The sequence below is a fragment of the Pseudomonas sp. NY8896 genome, assembly GCF_039634505.1.
Genome location: NZ_CP132350.1, coordinates 209,767 through 228,868 on the forward strand (window position 1 = coordinate 209,767; position 19,102 = coordinate 228,868).

20 protein-coding genes are annotated in these 19,102 nt (G+C 64.0%); 15 read left to right on the forward strand and 5 right to left on the reverse strand.

Annotated features, from left to right (window positions below):
• The first annotated feature begins 33 nt into the window (after positions 1–33).
• From Q9451_RS00910 to Q9451_RS00935, 6 genes are all read left to right on the forward strand, one after another.
• A complete protein-coding gene (locus Q9451_RS00910; protein ID WP_012269984.1) occupies positions 34–486 on the forward strand; it encodes a MarR family transcriptional regulator in 453 nt (150 codons plus the stop codon).
• Complete coding sequence (locus tag Q9451_RS00915; RefSeq protein WP_012269985.1) at positions 483–2,570, forward strand: FUSC family protein; 2,088 nt, start codon at positions 483–485, stop codon at positions 2,568–2,570. The genes Q9451_RS00910 and Q9451_RS00915 overlap by 4 nt, the downstream gene beginning before the upstream one ends.
• The gene (locus tag Q9451_RS00920; RefSeq protein WP_003255905.1) at positions 2,567–2,779 is read left to right on the forward strand and encodes a DUF1656 domain-containing protein; all 213 of its coding nucleotides are present in this window, start codon (positions 2,567–2,569) and stop codon (positions 2,777–2,779) included. The genes Q9451_RS00915 and Q9451_RS00920 overlap by 4 nt, the downstream gene beginning before the upstream one ends.
• A complete protein-coding gene (locus Q9451_RS00925; protein WP_012269986.1) occupies positions 2,776–3,651 on the forward strand; it encodes an HlyD family secretion protein in 876 nt (291 codons plus the stop codon). The genes Q9451_RS00920 and Q9451_RS00925 overlap by 4 nt, the downstream gene beginning before the upstream one ends.
• The gene (locus Q9451_RS00930) at positions 3,648–5,066 is read left to right on the forward strand and encodes a TolC family protein (RefSeq protein WP_012269987.1); all 1,419 of its coding nucleotides are present in this window, start codon (positions 3,648–3,650) and stop codon (positions 5,064–5,066) included. The genes Q9451_RS00925 and Q9451_RS00930 overlap by 4 nt, the downstream gene beginning before the upstream one ends.
• 108 nt (positions 5,067–5,174) lie before the next feature.
• A complete protein-coding gene (locus Q9451_RS00935; RefSeq protein ID WP_012269988.1) occupies positions 5,175–7,118 on the forward strand; it encodes a cytochrome c/FTR1 family iron permease in 1,944 nt (647 codons plus the stop codon).
• Between the two features lie 37 nt (positions 7,119–7,155).
• Here the strand turns inward: Q9451_RS00935 and Q9451_RS00940 are convergent, their stop codons facing one another.
• Together Q9451_RS00940 and Q9451_RS00945 are read right to left on the reverse strand one after the other, a co-directional pair.
• Positions 7,156–7,401 carry a TIGR02647 family protein gene (locus Q9451_RS00940; protein WP_012269989.1) on the reverse strand — a complete coding sequence of 82 codons (246 nt, stop codon included), beginning with the start codon at positions 7,399–7,401 and terminating at the stop codon, positions 7,156–7,158.
• A gap of 69 nt (positions 7,402–7,470) precedes the next feature.
• Entirely contained in the window at positions 7,471–7,770 is a 300-nt protein-coding gene (locus tag Q9451_RS00945) for a hypothetical protein (protein ID WP_012269990.1), read from the reverse strand.
• 148 nt (positions 7,771–7,918) lie between these two features.
• Between Q9451_RS00945 and Q9451_RS00950 the strand changes: the two genes are divergently transcribed.
• Positions 7,919–8,581: a glutathione S-transferase gene (locus Q9451_RS00950; RefSeq protein ID WP_012269991.1), complete on the forward strand. Its 663-nt coding sequence runs from the start codon at positions 7,919–7,921 to the stop codon at positions 8,579–8,581.
• A 34-nt stretch (positions 8,582–8,615) separates the two neighbouring features.
• Here Q9451_RS00950 and argH read toward each other — a convergent pair whose 3' ends face one another.
• A complete protein-coding gene (gene argH / locus Q9451_RS00955; RefSeq protein WP_012269992.1) occupies positions 8,616–10,010 on the reverse strand; it encodes an argininosuccinate lyase in 1,395 nt (464 codons plus the stop codon).
• A gap of 296 nt (positions 10,011–10,306) precedes the next feature.
• Here argH and Q9451_RS00960 point away from each other — a divergent pair, with 296 nt between their 5' ends.
• The 7 genes from Q9451_RS00960 (at position 10,307) to Q9451_RS00990 (ending at position 16,742) form a co-directional block, all read left to right on the forward strand.
• Entirely contained in the window at positions 10,307–11,050 is a 744-nt protein-coding gene (locus Q9451_RS00960; protein ID WP_012269993.1) for a LytTR family DNA-binding domain-containing protein, read from the forward strand.
• A 175-nt stretch (positions 11,051–11,225) separates the two neighbouring features.
• Positions 11,226–12,167, forward strand: a complete 942-nt coding sequence (gene hemC / locus Q9451_RS00965; RefSeq protein ID WP_012269994.1) for a hydroxymethylbilane synthase — start codon at positions 11,226–11,228, stop codon at positions 12,165–12,167.
• On the forward strand, positions 12,164–12,931 hold the full coding sequence (locus Q9451_RS00970) for a uroporphyrinogen-III synthase (protein ID WP_012269995.1): 768 nt from the start codon (positions 12,164–12,166) through the stop codon (positions 12,929–12,931). Before hemC ends, Q9451_RS00970 begins: the two co-directional genes overlap by 4 nt.
• Positions 12,932–12,976: 45 nt before the next feature.
• Complete coding sequence (locus Q9451_RS00975; RefSeq protein WP_012269996.1) at positions 12,977–14,077, forward strand: uroporphyrinogen-III C-methyltransferase; 1,101 nt, start codon at positions 12,977–12,979, stop codon at positions 14,075–14,077.
• The gene (locus Q9451_RS00980; RefSeq protein WP_012269997.1) at positions 14,074–15,312 is read left to right on the forward strand and encodes a heme biosynthesis protein HemY; all 1,239 of its coding nucleotides are present in this window, start codon (positions 14,074–14,076) and stop codon (positions 15,310–15,312) included. The genes Q9451_RS00975 and Q9451_RS00980 overlap by 4 nt, the downstream gene beginning before the upstream one ends.
• Positions 15,313–15,533: 221 nt before the next feature.
• A complete protein-coding gene (locus Q9451_RS00985) occupies positions 15,534–16,040 on the forward strand; it encodes a disulfide bond formation protein B (protein ID WP_012269998.1) in 507 nt (168 codons plus the stop codon).
• 231 nt (positions 16,041–16,271) lie between these two features.
• Positions 16,272–16,742, forward strand: a complete 471-nt coding sequence (locus Q9451_RS00990; RefSeq protein WP_012269999.1) for an Rsd/AlgQ family anti-sigma factor — start codon at positions 16,272–16,274, stop codon at positions 16,740–16,742.
• 9 nt (positions 16,743–16,751) lie between these two features.
• On the opposite strand, the gene Q9451_RS00995 is transcribed toward Q9451_RS00990, so the two are convergent.
• Positions 16,752–17,390, reverse strand: coding sequence for an FKBP-type peptidyl-prolyl cis-trans isomerase (locus Q9451_RS00995; RefSeq protein ID WP_012270000.1), 639 nt, complete (start codon positions 17,388–17,390; stop codon positions 16,752–16,754).
• 178 nt (positions 17,391–17,568) lie between these two features.
• Between Q9451_RS00995 and Q9451_RS01000 the strand changes: the two genes are divergently transcribed.
• Positions 17,569–18,636 (forward strand): AlgP family protein, encoded by a 1,068-nt coding sequence (locus tag Q9451_RS01000; RefSeq protein ID WP_012270001.1) that lies wholly within the window; start codon positions 17,569–17,571, stop codon positions 18,634–18,636.
• Here the strand turns inward: Q9451_RS01000 and Q9451_RS01005 are convergent.
• Positions 18,612–19,094, reverse strand: a complete 483-nt coding sequence (locus tag Q9451_RS01005) for a TIGR02444 family protein (RefSeq protein ID WP_012270002.1) — start codon at positions 19,092–19,094, stop codon at positions 18,612–18,614. The genes Q9451_RS01000 and Q9451_RS01005 overlap by 25 nt on opposite strands.
• Positions 19,095–19,102 lie beyond the last annotated feature (8 nt).

A 19,102-nucleotide genomic window follows, 5' to 3' on the forward strand; every position in this document is an offset into this window, starting at 1 on the left:
GTTAGCAAACTATGAATATGCTTGGTTCCCCTCATGTCCCTTGATCTCCTGCGCCTGCAAGTCAGCAGTGGCATGGTGGTTGCGGCCCGCCACTGGCGGCGCATCTGCCATACCGCCCTGACCGGTTACGGCATTTCCGAGGCCTGCGCCGCGCCGCTGCTGATGATCGTGCGCCTGGGTGACGGTGTGCACCAGGTGGCCGTGGCACAGGCTGCCGGCCTGGAAAGCCCTTCTCTGGTGCGTCTGCTCGATCAACTGTGCAAGGCCGGCCTGGTGTGCCGCAGCGAGGATCCACTGGATCGCCGCGCCAAGGCCCTGAGCCTGACCGCCGAAGGCCGTGCCTTGGCCGAAGCCATCGAGGCCGAACTGGTGCGCCTGCGCCGCGATGTGCTGCACGGTATCGACCAGGCCGACCTGGAAGCCGCCTTGCGCGTGCTGCGCGCCTTCGAGGCTGCAGGCCTGGGCAACTCGGGCGGGGCGGCATGAACGGCTTCTTCAGCTCGGTTCCCCCGGCCCGCGACTGGTTCTACGGCGTGCGTACTTTCGCTGCCTCCATGATCGCCTTGTACATCGCGTTGCTCATGCAGCTGCCGCGCCCCTATTGGGCGATGGCCACGGTGTACATCGTCTCCAGCCCGTTCGTCGGCCCGACCAGCTCAAAGGCGCTGTACCGCGCCGTGGGCACGTTGCTTGGCGCCGGTGGGGCCATTTTCCTGGTGCCGCCGCTGGTGCAGTCACCGTTGCTGCTGAGCATCGCCATTGCCCTGTGGACAGGCACCTTGCTGTTCCTTTCGCTGAACCTGCGCACGGCCAACAACTACGTGCTGATGCTGGCCGGCTACACCCTGCCGATGATTGCGCTGGCGGTAGTGGATAACCCGTTGGCGGTGTTCGACGTAGCGTCTTCTCGCGCCCAGGAAATCTGCCTGGGTATCGTCTGCGCGGCGGTGGTCGGGGCCATTTTCTGGCCGCGCCGGCTGGCGCCGGTGGTGGTCGGCGCCACCAGTAACTGGTTCACCGAGGCGATCCGCTACAGCGACATCTACCTGGCCCGTGAGGTCAGCGCCGACAAGATCGGCGGTATGCGTGGGGCGATGGTTGCTACCTTCAACTCGCTGGAGCTGATGATCGGTCAGCTCGGCCACGAAGGTGCCGGCCCGCATACCGTGAAGAACGCCCGCGAGTTGCGTGGGCGGATGATTCACCTGCTGCCGGTGATCGACGCGCTCGACGACGCCTTGGTGGCCCTGGAAGGCCGCGCCCCGGCCCAGTTCGCTCAGCTTCAACCTGTGCTTGAGGCCGCTCGCGAATGGCTGAAAGGCACTGCCGACAGCCCCTCGGTCGCACGCTGGACCACGCTGCATGAGCAGATCGACCGCCTGCAGCCAGGTGCTGCGGCCCTAGACCAGCGCGCCGAGCTGCTGCTGTCCAACGCCCTGTACCGCCTGACCGAATGGGCTGACCTGTGGCAGGACTGCTGCACCCTGCAGCACGCCCTGCGTACCGATGATGCCAAGCCCTGGCGCGCGGTGTACCGCCACTGGCGCCTGGGCCGCCTGACGGCCTTCTTCGACCGTGGCCTGATGCTGTATTCGGTGGCCTCCACCGTATTGGCGATCGTCGTCGCTTGCGGCCTGTGGATCGGCCTGGGCTGGAACGACGGCGCCAGCGCGGTGATCCTCGCGGCCGTGTCGTGCAGCTTCTTCGCCGCCATGGACGACCCGGCGCCGCAGATCTACCGGTTTTTCTTCTGGACGCTGATGTCGGTCATCTTCTCCAGCCTGTACCTGTTCCTGGTGTTGCCCAACCTGCACGACTTCCCGATGCTGGTGCTGGCTTTCGCCGTGCCGTTCATCTGCATCGGCACCCTCACCGTGCAGCCGAGGTTTTACCTGGGCACCTTGCTGACCATCGTCAACACCTCGACCTTCATCAGCATCCAGGGCGCCTACGACGCCGACTTCTTCACCTTCCTCAACTCCAACCTTGCCGGTCCCGTTGGCTTGTTGTTCGCCTTCATCTGGACCCTGGTGATGCGCCCGTTCGGCGTGGAGCTGGCGGCCAAGCGCATGACCCGCTTCGCCTGGCGTGACATCGTCGAAATGACCGAGCCGGCGACCCTGGCCGAACACCGCCAGGTTGGCGTGCAGATGCTCGACCGCCTGATGCAGCACCTGCCGCGCCTGTCGCAAACCGGCCAGGACAGTGGTGTGGCACTGCGTGACCTGCGTGTGGGGCTGAACCTGCTCGACCTGCTGGCCTATATGCCGCGCGCCGGCCAGCAGGCCCGCGAGCGCCTGAGCACGGTGGTCGAGGAAGTCGGCGCGCACTATGCCGCCTGCCTGCGTGCCGGCGAGCGCCTGCACGCACCAGCCGCGCTGCTGCGCAACATGGAGCGCGCCCGGCTGGCGCTGAACCTGGATGAGCTGTACGAGCGCGGCGATGCCCGCACCCACCTGCTGCATGCCCTGAGCGGCCTGCGCCTGGCGTTGCTGCCAGGTGTGGAGGTGATGCTCGAACCCGCCGAACAACCGCAACTGCCCCCCGGCCTCGACGGAGCACCCCTGTGATTGGTGAACTGGATATCAGCGGGGTGTTCCTGCCTACGCTGCTGGTGATGATGTTTGGCACCTACCTGCTGTTCCTGGGGGTGCATGCGGTGCTGGTGCGCCTGCACTTCTACCGCCTGGTCTGGCACCGGGCGTTGTTCAACGTTGCCCTGTATGCCGTGCTGCTTGGCGCGGTGGACCACTTTTGCCGAAACTTGATGCTGCCATGAAAAAACCTTTGCTGACCCTGGGCCGTGTGGTCCTGACCTTGCTGGTAGTGACCTTCGCCGCCGTGCTCGTGTGGCAGATGGTGGTGTACTACATGTTTGCCCCCTGGACCCGCGACGGCCACATCCGCGCCGACGTGATCCAGATCGCCCCGGACGTGTCGGGGTTGATCCAGAAGGTCGAGGTGCGCGACAACCAGACCGTCAAGCGCGGCGACGTGCTGTTCACCATCGACCAGGACCGCTTCAGCCTGGCTCTGCGCCAGGCCAAGGCAACCCTCGGCGAACGCCAGGAAACCCTGGCCCAGGCTTCGCGCGAAGCGCAGCGCAACCGCAAGCTGGGCAACCTGGTGGCCGCCGAGCAATTGGAAGAAAGCCAGTCTCGCGAGGCCCGCGCCCGTTCGGCCGTCAGCGAGGCGCAGGTGGCGGTCGATACTGCCCAGCTCAACCTTGACCGTTCGGTCGTGCGCAGCCCGGTGGATGGCTACCTCAACGACCGCGCGCCGCGTAACCACGAATTCGTCACCGCTGGCCGCCCGGTGCTGTCGGTGGTCGACAGTGCCTCATACCACGTCGACGGTTATTTCGAAGAAACCAAGCTGGGTGGCATCCAAATCGGCGACGCCGTGGACATCCGCGTCATGGGCGACAACACCCGGCTGCGCGGCCACGTACAGAGCTTTGCCGCTGGCATCGAAGACCGTGACCGCAGCAGCGGTGCCAACCTGCTGCCCAACGTCAACCCGGCCTTCAGCTGGGTGCGCCTGGCTCAGCGCATTCCGGTGCGCATCGCCTTTGACGAAGTGCCGCAAGACTTCCGCATGATCGCCGGGCGTACTGCCACGGTGTCGATCATCGAGGGCCAGCGCCCATGAAACAGCTGATCCTGGCTGGCCTGTGCCTGTCGTTGGGGGCCTGCATGATGGTGGGGCCCGACTATGAGGTGCCGAAGGATGCGGCGGTGCAACGCAGCGACCTGAACGGCCCGCTGCGCCAGGATGCCGACAGCGTGGTTTCGGCACCGGTGCCCGAAGACTGGTGGCAGCTGTATCAGGACCAACGGCTGAACGAGCTGGTGCGTCAGGCACTGAGTGCCAACACCGAGCTGCGCGTGGCCGCGGCCAACATCGCCAAGGCCCGGGCCCAAGTGGAGGTGGCCGAATCGCAAGGCGGCTTCAACGGTGGCGTCAAGCTTGGCGCCCAGCGCCTGCAGGAGTCGGGCGAAGCCTTCCTGTTGCCGGAAAAAGTACCGGTGGCCAACATCGGTGAGGCCATCATCAGCGCCTCGTACCAGTTCGACTTGTGGGGCACCTTCAAGCGCGGCACCGAAGCGGCCAAGGCCAACGCCGACGCAGTGCAGGCCGCTGCCGATACTGCTCGTATTACCTTGGTGGCAGACGTGGTCAAGGCCTACACCCAGGTGTGCTCGGCCAACGAGGAGTACCACATTGCCCGCGAGTCGCTCGACTTGCAGGAACAGAGCGTGACGCTCAACCAGCGCCTGCGTGATGCCGGGCGTGGTGATGAAACCCAGGTCACCCGCTCGCAGACTCAGTTCAAATCCCTGCGCGCCGAACTGCCACGTTTCAAAGCCGAGCGCGAGACCGGCATGTATACCCTGGCGGCTCTGTTGGCCAAACCCGTCGACCAGCTGCCTGCAGGCACCGCCGATTGTGCCGAACTGCCGCACCTGAACCAGCTGGTTCCGGTAGGCGATGGCGCCGCGTTGCTCAAGCGCCGCCCCGACGTGCGCCAGGCCGAGCGTCAGCTGGCTGCTGCCACGGCCTCCATCGGCGTCGCCACGGGCGCACTGTACCCGGACATCAGCATCGGCGCTCAGGTGGGCACTATCGGTATCCTGGAAAACCTCGGCGAGCCTGCAACCAACCGCTGGGGCTTCGGCCCGCAGATCAGCTGGAGTATCCCCACCAACGGTACCCGCGCGCGCATTCGCATGGCCGAAGCTTCTACCCAGGCAGCCTTGGCGAACTTCGATGGGGTGGTGCTCAACGCCATTCGCGAAACTCAGACGCGCCTGGCGCAGTACAGCGCCTTACTGGACCGGCGTGATGCGCTGGCCGAGGCGGAGAAATCGGCCAAGGAAGCGGCGGACCAGACGCACCGCTATTACCAGGCAGGGCGTGAGTCGTTCCTGGCGGATTTGCAGGCGACGCGGGCTTACACTGATATGCGTGCTCAGCTGGCGGCGGCCAATAGCCAGGTGGCGATGGGGCAAATCGGGGTATTCCTGGCGTTGGGCGGGGGCTGGAAGGACACCGCCAAGCACTGATGAGATCCTTGTGGGGGGGATGTTCATGCCCCACTTCATCTGATTTGTACCAAGATTTTTCATGAAATCCGCCCTGCACCCTTGAGGGAAGCCAAGTCGGAGTGAACAATGTTCTCTTTCGCATTCCCTTCGAGACTGGCCATGAATACCCGTTCCCGTCTGCTCACCTGGCTGCCGGCTCTATTGCTCGGCCCGGTGCTGGCGCTGTGTAGCACCTTGGCGCTGGCCGAGTCGCCCGCCGAGGCCGCAAAAGCCTTGCACCTGCTGGACTACATTGGCGCCGATTACCCACCGACCGTTCAAGAAGGCAAGGTGATCGACGAGGGTGAATACCGTGAGCAACAGGAGTTTGGCGCGGTATTGGGCGACCTGGTCAAAGGCCTTCCCGCAAATGCCGAGCAAGCGGCACTGGAGCAGGGCGTCCAGGCATTGCGCCAGGCCATCGATCAGCGCCAAGAGGGCACAGCGGTCGCCAAGCAGGCCCGCCAGCTGGGCGCGCGCCTGGCTGTAGCCTACGAGGTCAGTCAGGCCCCGGTGATCACCCCGGACCCCGCCCGTGGCGCGGCGCTGTATGCGCAAAACTGCGCCATCTGCCACGGTGACACGGGGGCTGGCGACGGACCGGCTGGCGTGGGCCTGGAGCCTGCCCCGGCCAACCTGCGTGATGCGGCACGCCTCGACCAGTTGAGCTTGTTCGACCTGTACAACACACTGGCCCTGGGCATCGACGGTACCGAAATGCCGTCCTTTGCCGACCAGTTGGACGACCGCCAGCGCTGGGATGTGGCCGCTTATATCGCCAGCTTCACCGCCAAGCCAGAAGCTGGCAAAGGTGACAAGACCTGGAACATCGCCGACCTGGCCCGCCAGACCCCGGCTGAGGTCGCTGCCAATGAAGGCGCGGCGGTGCTGGAAGCATTCCGCGCGCAGCGTGCCCAGCCGCCGCAGGTCAAACGTGGCCCGGCGCAACTGCTCGAATACACCGCCAGCACGCTGGACAAGAGCCTGGCGGCCTACCGCGCAGGTGACCATGACCAGGCCTATGACCTGTCGGTGGCGGCCTACCTGGAAGGTTTCGAGTTGGTGGAAAGCTCACTGGACAATATCGACACCCAGGCGCGCAAGGACACCGAAAAATCCCTCATGGCCTACCGCCAATCGCTGCAGGACGGGTTGCCCGTGGCTCAGGCCGAGCAACGGCTGGCCGAAGCCAAGCGCAAGCTGGACCAGGCCGCCAAGCTGTTGGGCAGCGATGGCCTGAGCTGGTCGCTTAGCTATATCTCCGGTTTGCTGATCCTGTTGCGCGAAGGGCTGGAAGCGATTCTGGTGCTGGCGGCGATTCTGGCCTTCCTGCGTAACACCGGGCAGCAGTCGGCGGTACGCAGCGTCAACATAGGCTGGGGCCTGGCGCTGGTTGCCGGCTTCGCCACCTGGGCGCTGGCGGCCTATGTGATCGATGTGGGTGGGGCTCAGCGCGAGCTGCTGGAAGGCTGCACGGCCTTGTTCGCTGCGGTGATGGTGTTGTGGCTAGGGGTATGGATGCACGACCGTCGACACGCCGCTGCCTGGCAGAACTACATCAAGAGCAGCCTGGTTAGCGGCGGCGGGCGTTTCGGCTTCGCCCTGCTGGCGTTTTTCTCGGTGTACCGCGAACTGTTCGAAGTGATCCTGTTCTACGAAACCCTGTGGTTGCAGGCAGGCCCTGCTGGGCATCAGGCTGTGCTGGCGGGTGGCGCCACGGCACTGGTGCTGTTGGTGGGCTTGGCTTGGGTGATTCTGCGTGGCTCTGCGAAGCTGCCGCTTTCGCTGTTCTTCAGCATCAACGCCGCGCTGCTGTGCGCGCTGTCGGTGGTGTTCGCCGGGCATGGCGTGAAGGCGCTGCAAGAGGCCGGGGTGCTGGGCACACGACCGGTAGCGTTCTTCGAGTTCGACTGGTTGGGGATTCATGCCGACGCCTACTCGTTGTCGGCGCAGGCGGTGGCCTTGTTGGCCATCGTGTTCCTGTACGGGCGTTCGCGTCTGGCGGAAAAGCGCAGGGCAACTGCAAACTGAGCGAGGGGCTGCATGGCAGCCCCTTTTCAATCTCGGCTCAGGCCGGCTGTGGCGCCTTGAGAATGTTCTGCAGCAATTGCACGCTTTCAACGGCGTCATGACCCAGGCTGGTCAGGTAGCCGCCATCAGGTTGATCGGTCAGCCCCTTTTCATGCAGGCGTTGCGCTGCCGCGATCAAGGCAGGGGCGGCGGTACTGTTAATCTTGATGCCTTCCTGGCTGCTGTCGTGTTTGAACAGCGCGAGTACTTCCAGTTCGTCGATCAGATCGGGGGTAAAAGGCATGGCAGCTCCTGACTTCCAGACAAGGATGGCGGCACCGTCAGCGGTGCCTGATCTTCGAGTGTAGTCGGGTTATTCGTCCTCGCCTTGATCCATCTCAGGCGGCAGCTCCGGCAGCGCCCGCAAAGCGTTTTCATACCACTCGCCGTTGAACGCGCGGTCCTCTACCAGCATGTTGTCGATCTCGAAGGCCAGCACATGGGCCATCAGGTTGAGAATGTCTTCACGCTCATAGCCGACCAGGGTCAGCTTGTTGTAAGTGGCTTTGGCCGCTGGCGGTTCGCCGCTTTCGATCTGGTTTTCGATGGCCTGGGTCAGCGTTGCCTCGGCGAAGGCTTCGTCGTCATTGTCGAGGTCGGTGGGCTCGCTCATGGCGGTACTCCTGTGATGGGATACGACAGTGTGCCACGCCCGTGGCGGCAATGCCTGGGCATTGATGGGGTGCATGACGCTAGTCAGGGGCGGGCGTACGGTCTATAAAAGCCGGGCCAACCCCTTACGGCCTGGAGGCTGTTACCTCATGCTCAAGCTTTATGGATTCTCGGTCAGCAACTACTACAACATGGTCAAACTGGCCCTGCTGGAAAAAGGCCTGCCCTTCGAGGAAGTCACATTCTATGGCGGCCAGGCGCCACAGGCACTGAAAGTGAGCCCACGTGGCAAGGTGCCGGTGCTTGAAACCGAACATGGCTTCCTCAGCGAAACCAGTGTGATCCTCGACTACATCGAGCAGACCCAGGGGGGCAAGGCGCTGTTGCCGGCCGACCCATTCGGGCAGGCCAAGGTGCGTGAGCTGCGCAAGGAAATCGAGTTGTATATCGAACTGCCGGCACGAACCTGCTATGCCGAGGCGTTCTTTGGCATGTCGGTGGAGCCACTGATCAAGGAGAAAGCCCGTGCCGACCTGCTGGCTGGCTTTGCCACCCTCAAACGCAATGGGCGTTTCGCACCTTATGTAGCGGGTGAGCAACTGACGCTGGCAGACCTGATGTTCTGCTTCTCGGTCGACCTGGCGTATGCCGTGGGCAAGAAGGTGCTGAACATCGACTTCCTGGCGGACTTCCCGCAGGCCAAGGCGTTGCTGCAGATGATGAGCGAGAACCCGCACATGGCGCGGGTCGTGGCGGACAAAGAGGCGGCGATGCCGGCCTTCATGGAGATGATTCGTAGCGGTAAACGCTAACGGCCGGGGGCCGCAAAGCGGCCCCAGGCTCTGATCAGCGCGAAGCCAGCAGCGCCTTGCCGCGAACCACCGCCGCACGCACTTGCGCCGGCGCCGTACCACCAATGTGGTTACGGGCATTCACCGAGCCTTCCAGAGTGAGCACGGCAAACACGTCTTGCTCGATCTGGTCGCTGAACTGGCGCAGTTCGTCCAGGCTCATCTCGGCCAGGTCCTTGCCGGTGTCCACACCATACTTCACCGCGTGGCCAACGATTTCGTGGCAGTCACGGAACGGCAGGCCACGGCGTACCAGGTAGTCGGCCAGGTCGGTGGCGGTGGAGAAGCCGCGCAGGGCCGCTTCACGCATGATGGCGTGCTTGGGCTTGATCGCCGGGATCATGTCGGCAAAGGCACGCAGCGAGTCGCGCAGGGTGTCGGCGGCGTCGAACAGCGGTTCCTTGTCTTCCTGGTTGTCCTTGTTGTAGGCCAACGGCTGGCCTTTCATCAGGGTCAGCAGGCCGGTCAAAGCGCCAAACACGCGGCCGGTCTTGCCGCGCACCAGCTCTGGCACGTCCGGGTTCTTTTTCTGCGGCATGATCGAGCTGCCGGTGCAGAAGCGGTCGGGCAGGTCGATGAACTGGAACTGCGCGCTGGTCCACAGCACCAGCTCTTCGGAGAAGCGCGACAGGTGCATCATCGCCACGCTGGCAGCAGCGCAGAATTCGATGGCGAAGTCACGGTCCGACACGCCGTCCAGCGAGTTGCCGGCCACGGCTTCGAAGCCCAGCAGCTTGCAGGTGAGCTCGCGGTCGATCGGGTAGGTGGTACCAGCCAACGCCGCGCTGCCCAGTGGCATGCGATTGGCGCGCTTGCGGCAGTCGACCAGGCGCTCGTAGTCGCGGCTGAGCATTTCGAACCAGGCCAGCAGGTGGTGGCCGAAGGTGACCGGCTGCGCGGTTTGCAGGTGAGTGAAGCCGGGCATGATGGTTTCGGCTTCGCGCTCGGCCTGCTCCAGCAGGCCCTGCTGCAGGCGGGTTATTTCGGCCAGGATCAGGTCGATTTCGTCGCGCAGCCACAGGCGGATGTCGGTGGCCACCTGGTCGTTGCGGCTACGGCCTGTGTGCAGCTTCTTACCGGTGATGCCGATGCGGTCAGTCAGGCGTGCTTCGATGTTCATGTGCACGTCTTCGAGGTCGACGCGCCAGTCGAAGTTACCGGCTTCGATCTCGCCCTGGATGGTTTTCAGGCCATCGATGATGGTGTCGCGCTCGGCATCGCTGAGCACGCCGACCTGCGCCAGCATGGTGGCATGGGCGATCGAACCCATGATGTCGTGGCGGTACAGGCGCTTGTCGAAATCGACCGAGGCGGTGAAACGGGCGACGAAGGCGTCGACGGGCTCACTGAAGCGGCCGCCCCAGGACTGATTGGTCTTGTCGGTGCTCATGGATTCACTCATTGCAGGCGTGAACGAAAAAGTGGCGCCGATAATAGCAGGGTTGGGCTGGCTGCCGCAGGGCGCCGGTCGAGAGAAATGCCCGGAAAATGGCAGAGAAGGATTTTAAGGAATGAACGGCAGTGTTCCACGGACCGTCTACAGTTGGACAAGGGACTGGCGGTGAATCTGCCGTCCGAGTGAATCTTTGGCCATCGCACCGGTCTAGAGCGTGACCGCAGTGTCGCTCGAACCACACCTGTCTACGCTATACCTGTGCGAGACTCATTCAGGAATCCAGCGCAATTATGAATGTCCTGATCGTTGATGACGAACCCCAAGGCCGTGAACGCCTCACCCGGCTGCTCGGCGAACTGGAGGGTTACACCGTGCTGGAGCCCAGCGCCACCAACGGCGAGGAGGCCCTGGCGCTGATCGAAAGCCTCAAGCCCGATGTGGTCCTGCTGGACATCGGCATGCCAGGCCTGGATGGCCTGCAGGTCGCCGCTCGCCTGTGCGAACGCGAGGCGCCGCCGGCGGTGGTGTTTTGCACCGGGGACGATGAATACGGTGCCGAGGCATTCAAGGACAGTACCCTCAGCCATGTGACCAAGCCTTTCCAGCCCCAGGCGTTGCGCGATGCCTTGCGCAAGGCCGAAAAACCCAACCGTGCCCAATTGGCGGCGCTTACCCGGCCAGCCAACGAAGGTGGTGGCCCACGCAGCCACATCAGTGCCCGTACACGTAAAGGCATCGAATTGATCCCTATACCCCAGGTGATCTATTTCATCGCCGACCACAAGTACGTGACCTTGCGCCACGAAGCCGGGGAAGTACTGCTCGATGAGCCACTCAAGGCCCTGGAAGACGAGTTTGGCGAACGCTTCGTGCGCATCCACCGCAATGCGTTGGTCGCCCGCGAGCGCATCGAACGCCTGCAGCGCACCCCGCTGGGGCACTTTCAGCTGTACCTGAAAGGCCTGGACGGCGACGCCCTGACCGTCAGCCGCCGGCATGTGGCTGGGGTGCGCAAGATGATGCAGACGCTCTGAGGCCGTCTGCGCAAACCTGTGGCCTGGTTCTGCCCTTGTGGGAGCGGCCTTGTGTCGCGAAAGGGCCGCAAGGCCGCTTTCACACAAAGCCGCACATGACCTGTTGATCCGTATCTGCAAGCGATACCGGCGATGCTGTTATCATCGGTGGTATTTCTCTGGATCGGGGCGTTCCATGTCCACTCGCGAAATCCGCATTGCCACCCGTAAAAGTGCCTTGGCCCTGTGGCAGGCCGAATACGTCAAAGCCCGTCTCGAGCAGGCTCACCCGGGTCTGCTGGTGACCCTGGTGCCCATGGTCAGCCGTGGTGACAAGCTACTCGACGCGCCGCTGGCGAAAATCGGCGGCAAAGGCCTGTTCGTCAAGGAGCTGGAAACCGCCCTGCTGGACAACGAAGCCGACATCGCCGTGCATTCGATGAAGGACGTGCCCATGGACTTCCCCGAAGGCCTGGGCCTGTACTGCATCTGCGAGCGTGAAGACCCGCGTGACGCCTTCGTTTCCAATACGTTCGACAGCCTCGAAGCACTACCTGCCGGCAGCATCGTCGGCACCTCCAGCCTGCGCCGCCAGGCCCAGTTGCTGGCGCGCCGGCCAGACCTGCAAATCCGCTTTCTGCGGGGCAACGTCAACACCCGCCTGGCCAAGCTGGATGCCGGCGAGTACGACGCCATCATCCTCGCCGCTGCTGGCCTGATCCGTCTGGGCTTCGAAGACCGCATCACCTCCACCATCAGCGTCGATGACAGCCTGCCGGCTGGCGGCCAGGGCGCCGTGGGTATCGAGTGCCGCAGTGCCGACGTTGAGATTCATGCATTGCTGGCGCCACTGCACCATGCCGATACCGCCGACCGGGTGGTGGCCGAACGTGCCCTGAACAAGCACCTGAATGGCGGCTGCCAGGTGCCGATCGCCTGCTATGCGGTGCTTGAAGGCGACCAGCTGTGGCTGCGTGGCCTGGTCGGCCAGCCGAGTGGCGGAACGCTGCTGGTGGCCGATGCCCGCGCCCCTCGCACTGCTGCCGAAACCTTGGGCGTACAGGTAGCCGAGGACTTACTGAGCCAGGGCGCCGAGGCCATCCTCAAGGAAGTCTATGGCGAGGCCGGCCACCCGTGAGCCAATGGCGCCTGTTGCTGACCCGGCCTGCCGAGGACTGCGCGGCACTGGCGCAAAGCCTGGCGGAGGAGGGCGTGGGCAGCAGTTGCCTGCCACTGCTGGCGATTGAGCCCGTTACGTTAGAGACCCCGCAGCGATTGTTACTGGAAGGCCTGCACGGCTTCCAGGCAATCATCGTGGTTAGCAAGCCGGCCGCCCGCCTGTTGCTTGAGCAACTGGCCAAGGCCAGCCTTCAGCCGCCACGCCAAGGCTGGTTCACGGTGGGCGAGGCAACCGCTGCGGTGCTGCAGGGGGCGGGGTTGGAGGTGAGCGCTCCGCCGCGTGGCGATGACAGCGAAGCCTTGCTGGCGCTGCCGGCCCTGCGCCAGGCAGTTGCCGCGCCGGCACCGCGTGTGTTGATCGTTCGCGGCGTCGGAGGTCGCGAACTGCTGGCAGAGCGTCTTGCAGAGCAAGGTGCTAGTGTCGAATATCTGGAACTGTATCGTCGCTGCCTGCCGGTATACCCGGCGGGTACGCTGATGCGCCGCATCGAAGCGGAACGCCTCAATGGCCTGGTGGTCAGCAGTGGGCAGGGTTTTGAACATTTGCAGCAGCTGGCCGGTGCGGATTGGCCGCAGCTGGCACGCCTGCCGCTGTTCGTGCCCAGCCCACGGGTCGCCGAGCAGGCCAGGGCCGCCGGGGCCCAACAGGTTGTGGATTGCCGTGGCGCCAGTGCCACGGCCTTGCTGGCAGCCGTGCAGCGTAGCGCTGCACCTGCCTCTTAAGGCGCTAAGCTGTACGCGATGCGCCCCCATGCAAAGGATGGATACGTGAGCGAGACTGTCTTGTCCAATAACGATCAGCCGTCGGCACAGACGCCGGCGGAACCCGTTACCGCCCCACCTGCCAAGCGCTCCGGCAGTGGCCTGGCAGCGCTGGCCCTGTTGCTTGGCGCGGCCGGGGTGGCGGTAGGTGGCTGGGGTGTCTGGCAGGTGCGTCAACTGCAAGGCAGCGAGTTCAACCAGGGCCAGCACATCGAGGCGCTGACCCAGCGCGCCGAAGCCCTGCAGCAGCGCGAACAGCAGATCAGCGCGCAACTGGCCAGCTTGCCTGCAGCCAGCGAGCTGGAAGACCGCCGACGCCTGGTGGCGCAATTGCAGGGCGACCAGCAGCGCCTCAGCCAGCGCCTGGAAACCGTGCTGGGAGAAAGCCGCAAGGAGTGGCGCCTGGCAGAAGCCGAGCACCTCTTGCGCCTGGCTACCCTGCGCCTTTCGGCCTTGCAGGACATCACCAGTGCCAAAGCCTTGGTCGAAGGCGCCGACGAAATTCTGCGCGAGCAGAGCGACCCGGGTGCTTTCGCCGCCCGGGAGCAACTGGCACGCAGCCTGGCCACGCTCGGCAGCACCCAGCAACCGGACCGTACTGGCCTGTTCCTGAAACTGGCAGCACAGCGTGAGCTGGTACAGCAGCTAAGCGCCCAGTCGCCCGAATTCGACACCAATGCCGATGCGCTTGGCGCCCTGACCGCCGATGGTGATGGTGCCAGCCGGCTGTCGCAGTGGTGGGCAGAAATCTCCAAGTACTTCCAGATCGACTTCAACGCCGATGAAAACGTGCGGCCACTGCTGGCCGGGCAGCAGCTGAACCAGCTGCGCCTGGCCCTGAGCCTGACCATCGAACAGGCCCAGTGGGCGGCGCTCAATGGTGACGCCAAGGTCTACACACAGGCGCTGGATGATGCCCGCAGCGTGCTGCTGGCGAACTTCAACGCCGACAACCCGCAAAGCAAGGCCATGCTCGACAGCCTCAATGCGTTGGCCGATCAGCCCGTGTCCGTGGTTACCCCCGACCTCAGCGAAAGCCTGGCGGCAGTGCAGGCCTACATTCAGCGGCGTCATCTGCCGGCCGAGGCTGAAGGGGGCAAGCCATGAAGCGTGTCTACCTGCTGGCCGTGCTGGCAATCGTGGTTGCCGCCGCGCTGGGCATCGCAGTCGCCAAGCACAGCGGTTACGTGCTGATTTCCTATGGTGGTTTCCGCTATCAATCGGGGCTGTGGGCGGCCCTGGCCGGCTTGCTGGCCGTGGTCGCGCTGTTGTGGCTGTTGCGCTACCTGGTCGGCCTGGTGCTGACCTCCAGCGGTGTGGTCAACCCGTGGTCGCGGCGTAACCGCAGCCGGCGCATCCGCGTGGCCATCGAGCAGGGCCAGCTCGATCTCGCCGAGGGTCGCTGGGCCAGCGCTCAGCGTCACCTGCACCGCGCCGCCGAGGCCGAGCGCCAACCGCTGCTGTATTACCTCGGTGCCGCGCGTGCTGCCAACGAGCAAGGCCGCACCGAAGACAGCGACAACCTGCTGGAGCGTGCCTTGGAGCGCCAGCCGCAAGCGGAACTGGCCATTGCCCTGACCCATGCCCAGTTGCAAATGGACCGTGGTGAAACCGATGGGGCTCTGGAAACCCTGCTGGCCATGCAGGAGCGCCACCCGCACAACAGCCAGGTGTTGCGCCTGCTGCAACGCCTGTACCTGGAGCGCGGCGACTGGTCCGCACTGATCCGCCTGCTGCCCGACCTGCGCAAGGGCAAGGTGTTGCCGCCCGCCGAGCTGGCCGCCCTGGAGCAGCGTGCCTGGGGCCAGAACCTGAGCCTGGCCACCACCCGTGGCGAGGACGCGCAAACTGCACGTCAGGCCCTGGAGCGCGCCTGGCAACAGCTGACCGCAGCCCAGCGCCAAGAGCCACAGCTGGTATTGGCGTACGCCGAGCAATTGCGCCAGGTAGGTGCCCAGAGCGAGGCCGAGCACGTGCTGCGCACTGCCCTCAAGCGCGAATACGAAAGCCACCTGGCCCGCCTTTATGGCTTGGTGCGCGGTGATGATCCGGCGCGTCAGCTGCAAACCGCAGAAGGTTGGCTCAAGGCCCACCCGCAAGACGCCAGCCTGCTGCTGACCTTGGGCCGTCTGAGCCTGCAGAACCGCCTGTGGGGCAAGGCGCGTGATTACCTGGAAAGCAGCCTGCGCATGGAGCGCAACCCCGAGGCCTGTGCCGAGCTGGCTCGCTTGCTCGCGGGGCTGGGCGAGACCGAGCGCAGCAACCAGCTGTTCCAGGAGGGCCTTGGCCTGCTGGACGAACGCCTGCTGGCGCTGCCTTTGCCCGAAGGCGTACGCGCCTGACCCACCCCAAGGCCCGCGCCAAGGTGCGGGCTTCGGGAGCGGGTAATTTATCGATTGCTGTCAGTTAGATCCGTAGTCCATTCCTTCCGGCGCTTCCCACTCCATCGCTGGAAATTTCCTACGCGATTCAGCGACTTGTCGCTGCTGTCGTGCCTTGAAACAAAGCGTGTCTTTCCTCTACCGTTTCAAACCACAACATCTCCCCGGGACTTACCCAGCCCATGCTTCCGGCCCATTTGCGCACCCTTTTTCTTCCTGCCTGCCTGGCTGCAATGGCGGTACTGGTTGTTTCATTCCACCTGGAAAACACACTGGGGTTGGTGCCTTGCCCCTTGTGCTTCAGCCAGCGGTTACTGCTTGGCCTTTACGCGCTGCTGTGCCTCGCGGCGGTGCTGCAGGCACCGGGCACGCGGGGCACCCTTCGTTATGCGCGGGTGGCGCTGGGCTGCTCGCTGGCCGGCGCGGTGCTGGCCGCGCGGCATGTCTGGTTGCAGGGTGCTCATGGGGTCATCCATATGTGCCCGGCGCCGATCGGGCGGGTGTTCGAGCACTCCTGGGCCGAGGCGGCGCGGCAACTGTTGCTGGGGGGGCCCGATTGCAGCTCGCTTACCTGGAGCTTTCTCGACCTGACACTGCCGGAGTGGAGCCTGTTGGCCTTCCTGCTGCTGGCGGTGCTGCCCTTGAGTTGCCTGCTGGCGTATCGTTTCCGCACCCTGGCAAGAACATGACTTGGCGCAAGGTTGCGCCATTAGCGCGACCAATGGCGATATAACAGTGTATTAAACACTTGTATGAACTTTGTGTGCTGCGTACCTTGAAGGCCAGCACGCGCGGGAATAATCTCCCAGCACGCATACCGAAAACACAACTGCTCGATGCCGTCCTGCTGATGACACCTTTGTGCTGCGCGGTCGTGGTGCGAGGTGCAGCGGCATCTACCCAGAAGGGAAGAGATCGCCATGCTCGATAGTTGTCAAAACGCCCAGGAACGCTGGGGTGGGGTTCACAAGCTGATCGACCGTTGGCTGGAGGAGCGCCAGGAACTGGTGCAGGCTTTTCGCGCCCTGCGCGATGTGAAGCCAGCCTTTGCCGACAAGGACACCAACGGGGACTTTTGCGCGCTCCTGGTCGATTACGTTTCGGCGTGGCACTTCGAAGTCTGCGAGCAATTGGCCAGCGAGGCCAAGGCTTTCGGGGACGAGAAGGCGCTGAAGCTGGCCGAAGAAATCAACCCACGGATCAACGACAGCACACAGATCGCACTGGCCTTCAATGACCATTGCGCCAAGGGTGAGTGCAAGGACACCGAGCGCTTTGCCGAAAAACTGGCCAAGTTGGGCGGGCTGTTGCATGAGCGCTTCGAACTTGAGGATTGCCTGATCGAGGTGCTGCACAACGCGCACAAGGAAGAAGGCGCGGTGCAGGCCTGAAGGTTGGCGTCAGTCGCCAACCGCCAGCAGTTCGATCTCGAACACCAGGGGGGTGTAGGGGGCAATCAAATCACCCGCCCCCTCGGCGCCATAGGCTTGCGCTGAAGGAATCACCAGGCGCCATTTGGCGCCCGCGTGCATCTTCGGCAAGGCCACCTGCCAGCCCTCGATTACAGAATCCAGGTTGAACCACTGGGGCGTTTGGTTCTGGTCGAACACCGAACCATCAGGCAACCTGCCCACATAACGCACCTGCACCTTGCCGCCTGCTTTTGGCTGCGCACCCGTACCTGCTTGCAGTTCGCTGTAGAGCACACCTTCCGCTAGTTCGTGTACCCCGTAACGCCCACGCTCGTTGGCCATGAAGCGTGTTTCTGCGGCCTGCAGCTTTTGCACCGAGGCGTCACCTTCCTGCGCTTCATGCTGCTGGAGCACCGCCTGCATGCGTGCCTTGTCGAGCTTGAGGGGTTGCCCCTGATAGGACTGCTTCAGGCCTTCGACCAGTGCATCCAGCTGCAAGCCCGGCATCTCCTGACGCAGCCGCTCACCCAGGCTGGCGCCCAGGCTGTAGGCCAGGTCATGGTCGTCGCTGTCGGCCAAGGCGATGGGGGCCAGCAGGCATAAACCTAAAACAAGATATCGAGGCAACGCCTGACTCCCAAATACCAGCAGTGATTAATTCAGCAACTACACTTTCACGCAGCTGCAAGATAACAACTTTGCCCAGGCATGCAACGCGGCGTAAATATTACGGTCAACATGCCCTAGCGGCGGTAGCAGCAGAAGCATAGTATGAGCCGCAATCTCGTCAGCCAGGAGGTAAACCATGTCGGCCAAAAAGAAGCCAGTAAGTACGCCGTTACACCTGCTCCAGCAACTTTCGGGCAGCTTGCTCGAACACTTGGAAGAAGCCTGCTCGCAAGCGCTGGCTGATGCGGAAAAACTGTTGGCCAAGTTGGAAAAACAGCGTGGCAAGGCGCAGGAAAAACTGCACAACGGTCGCCTGAAACTGCAAGACGCGGCCAAGGCGGGTAAAGCCAAGGCGCAAACCAAGGCGCAAAAAGCCATTGGCGAACTTGAACAGTTGCTCGACGCCCTCAAGGAACGTCAAACCCAGACTCGTTCTTACATTCAGCAACTCAAGCGCGACGCCCAGGACAGCCTCAAACTGGCCCAAGGTGTAGGTAAAGTTCGCGAGGCCGCAGCCAAGGCTCTTGACCTGCGTGCTACCAAACCTGCGGCCAAGCCCGCTGCCAAAGCGACTACTGCTGCCAAACCTGCGGCCAAGCCAGCCGTCAAAGCGACCGCTGCTGCGAAACCTGCAGCCAAGCCCGCCGCCAAAGCGACCGCTGCTGCCAAACCTGCAGCCAAACCCGCCGCTAAAGCGACCGCTGCTGCCAAACCTGCAGCCAAACCCGCCGCCAAAGCGACCGCCGCTGCTAAACCTGCAGCCAAGCCCGCCGCCAAAGCGACGGCTGCCGCCAAACCTGCAGCCAAGCCAGCCGCCAAAGCGACCGCTGCCGCCAAACCTGCAGCCAAGCCCGCCGCCAAAGCGACCGCTGCTGCCAAACCTGCAGCCAAGCCCGCCGCCAAAGCGACCGCTGCTGCTAAACCTGCAGCCAAGCCCGCCGCCAAAGCGACCGCTGCCGCCAAACCTGCAGCCAAGCCCGCCGCCAAAGCCCCAGCTGCCAAGCCAGCTACCGCCAAGGCACCTGCACGCACAGCCACCAAGCCAGCCGCCAAGCCTGTTGCCAGCAAGCCAGCCGAAGCCAAACCCGCTACGCCAGCCGCCAGCACCCCGGCCGTTGCAACCAACTCGGCGACCCCGGCCACTTCGGCAGCCGCGTCGACACCCGCCAGCACCCCGGCTCAGGCACCGTCTTCGGCGTCCTGAAGCGCAGCCGCCGCGACGCGCAGTTGATCCAGCGCGTCGTGGTGCCGGGCAGGGGCCGGCGCCAGCCGGGCCAGCCAGTCGTCCGAGGGCTCATGGGAGCCCCCGGGCCACTGTCGCGAGCGTTCCTGCAAGCGCTCCAGCAACGTTTTTTCTGCCTGCAACTCCAACCCCTTCACCTGCTCACGCAACGCAGCCAGTTGCGCATCATGCGACGCTGCCGCCCGCCATTGTTGGCGCAGGCTGCGTAACGGGGCCACCACTTCACGCTGCCAGGGCTCGACAACTTCCTGCAGCGCTTGCGCGCGCTCTTCCAGCAGGACCACGCCACGTGCCTGCAGCCAGGTTGCGCACAACAGCAGGCAGACATCGCCACCTTGCGCTTGCAGCTCAAGGCACGCGGCTTCCACGCCGGGCCTGGCATACAGGGCCAGGGCGTAACTCCACAGGTCGTTGTGCATGGTTCCAC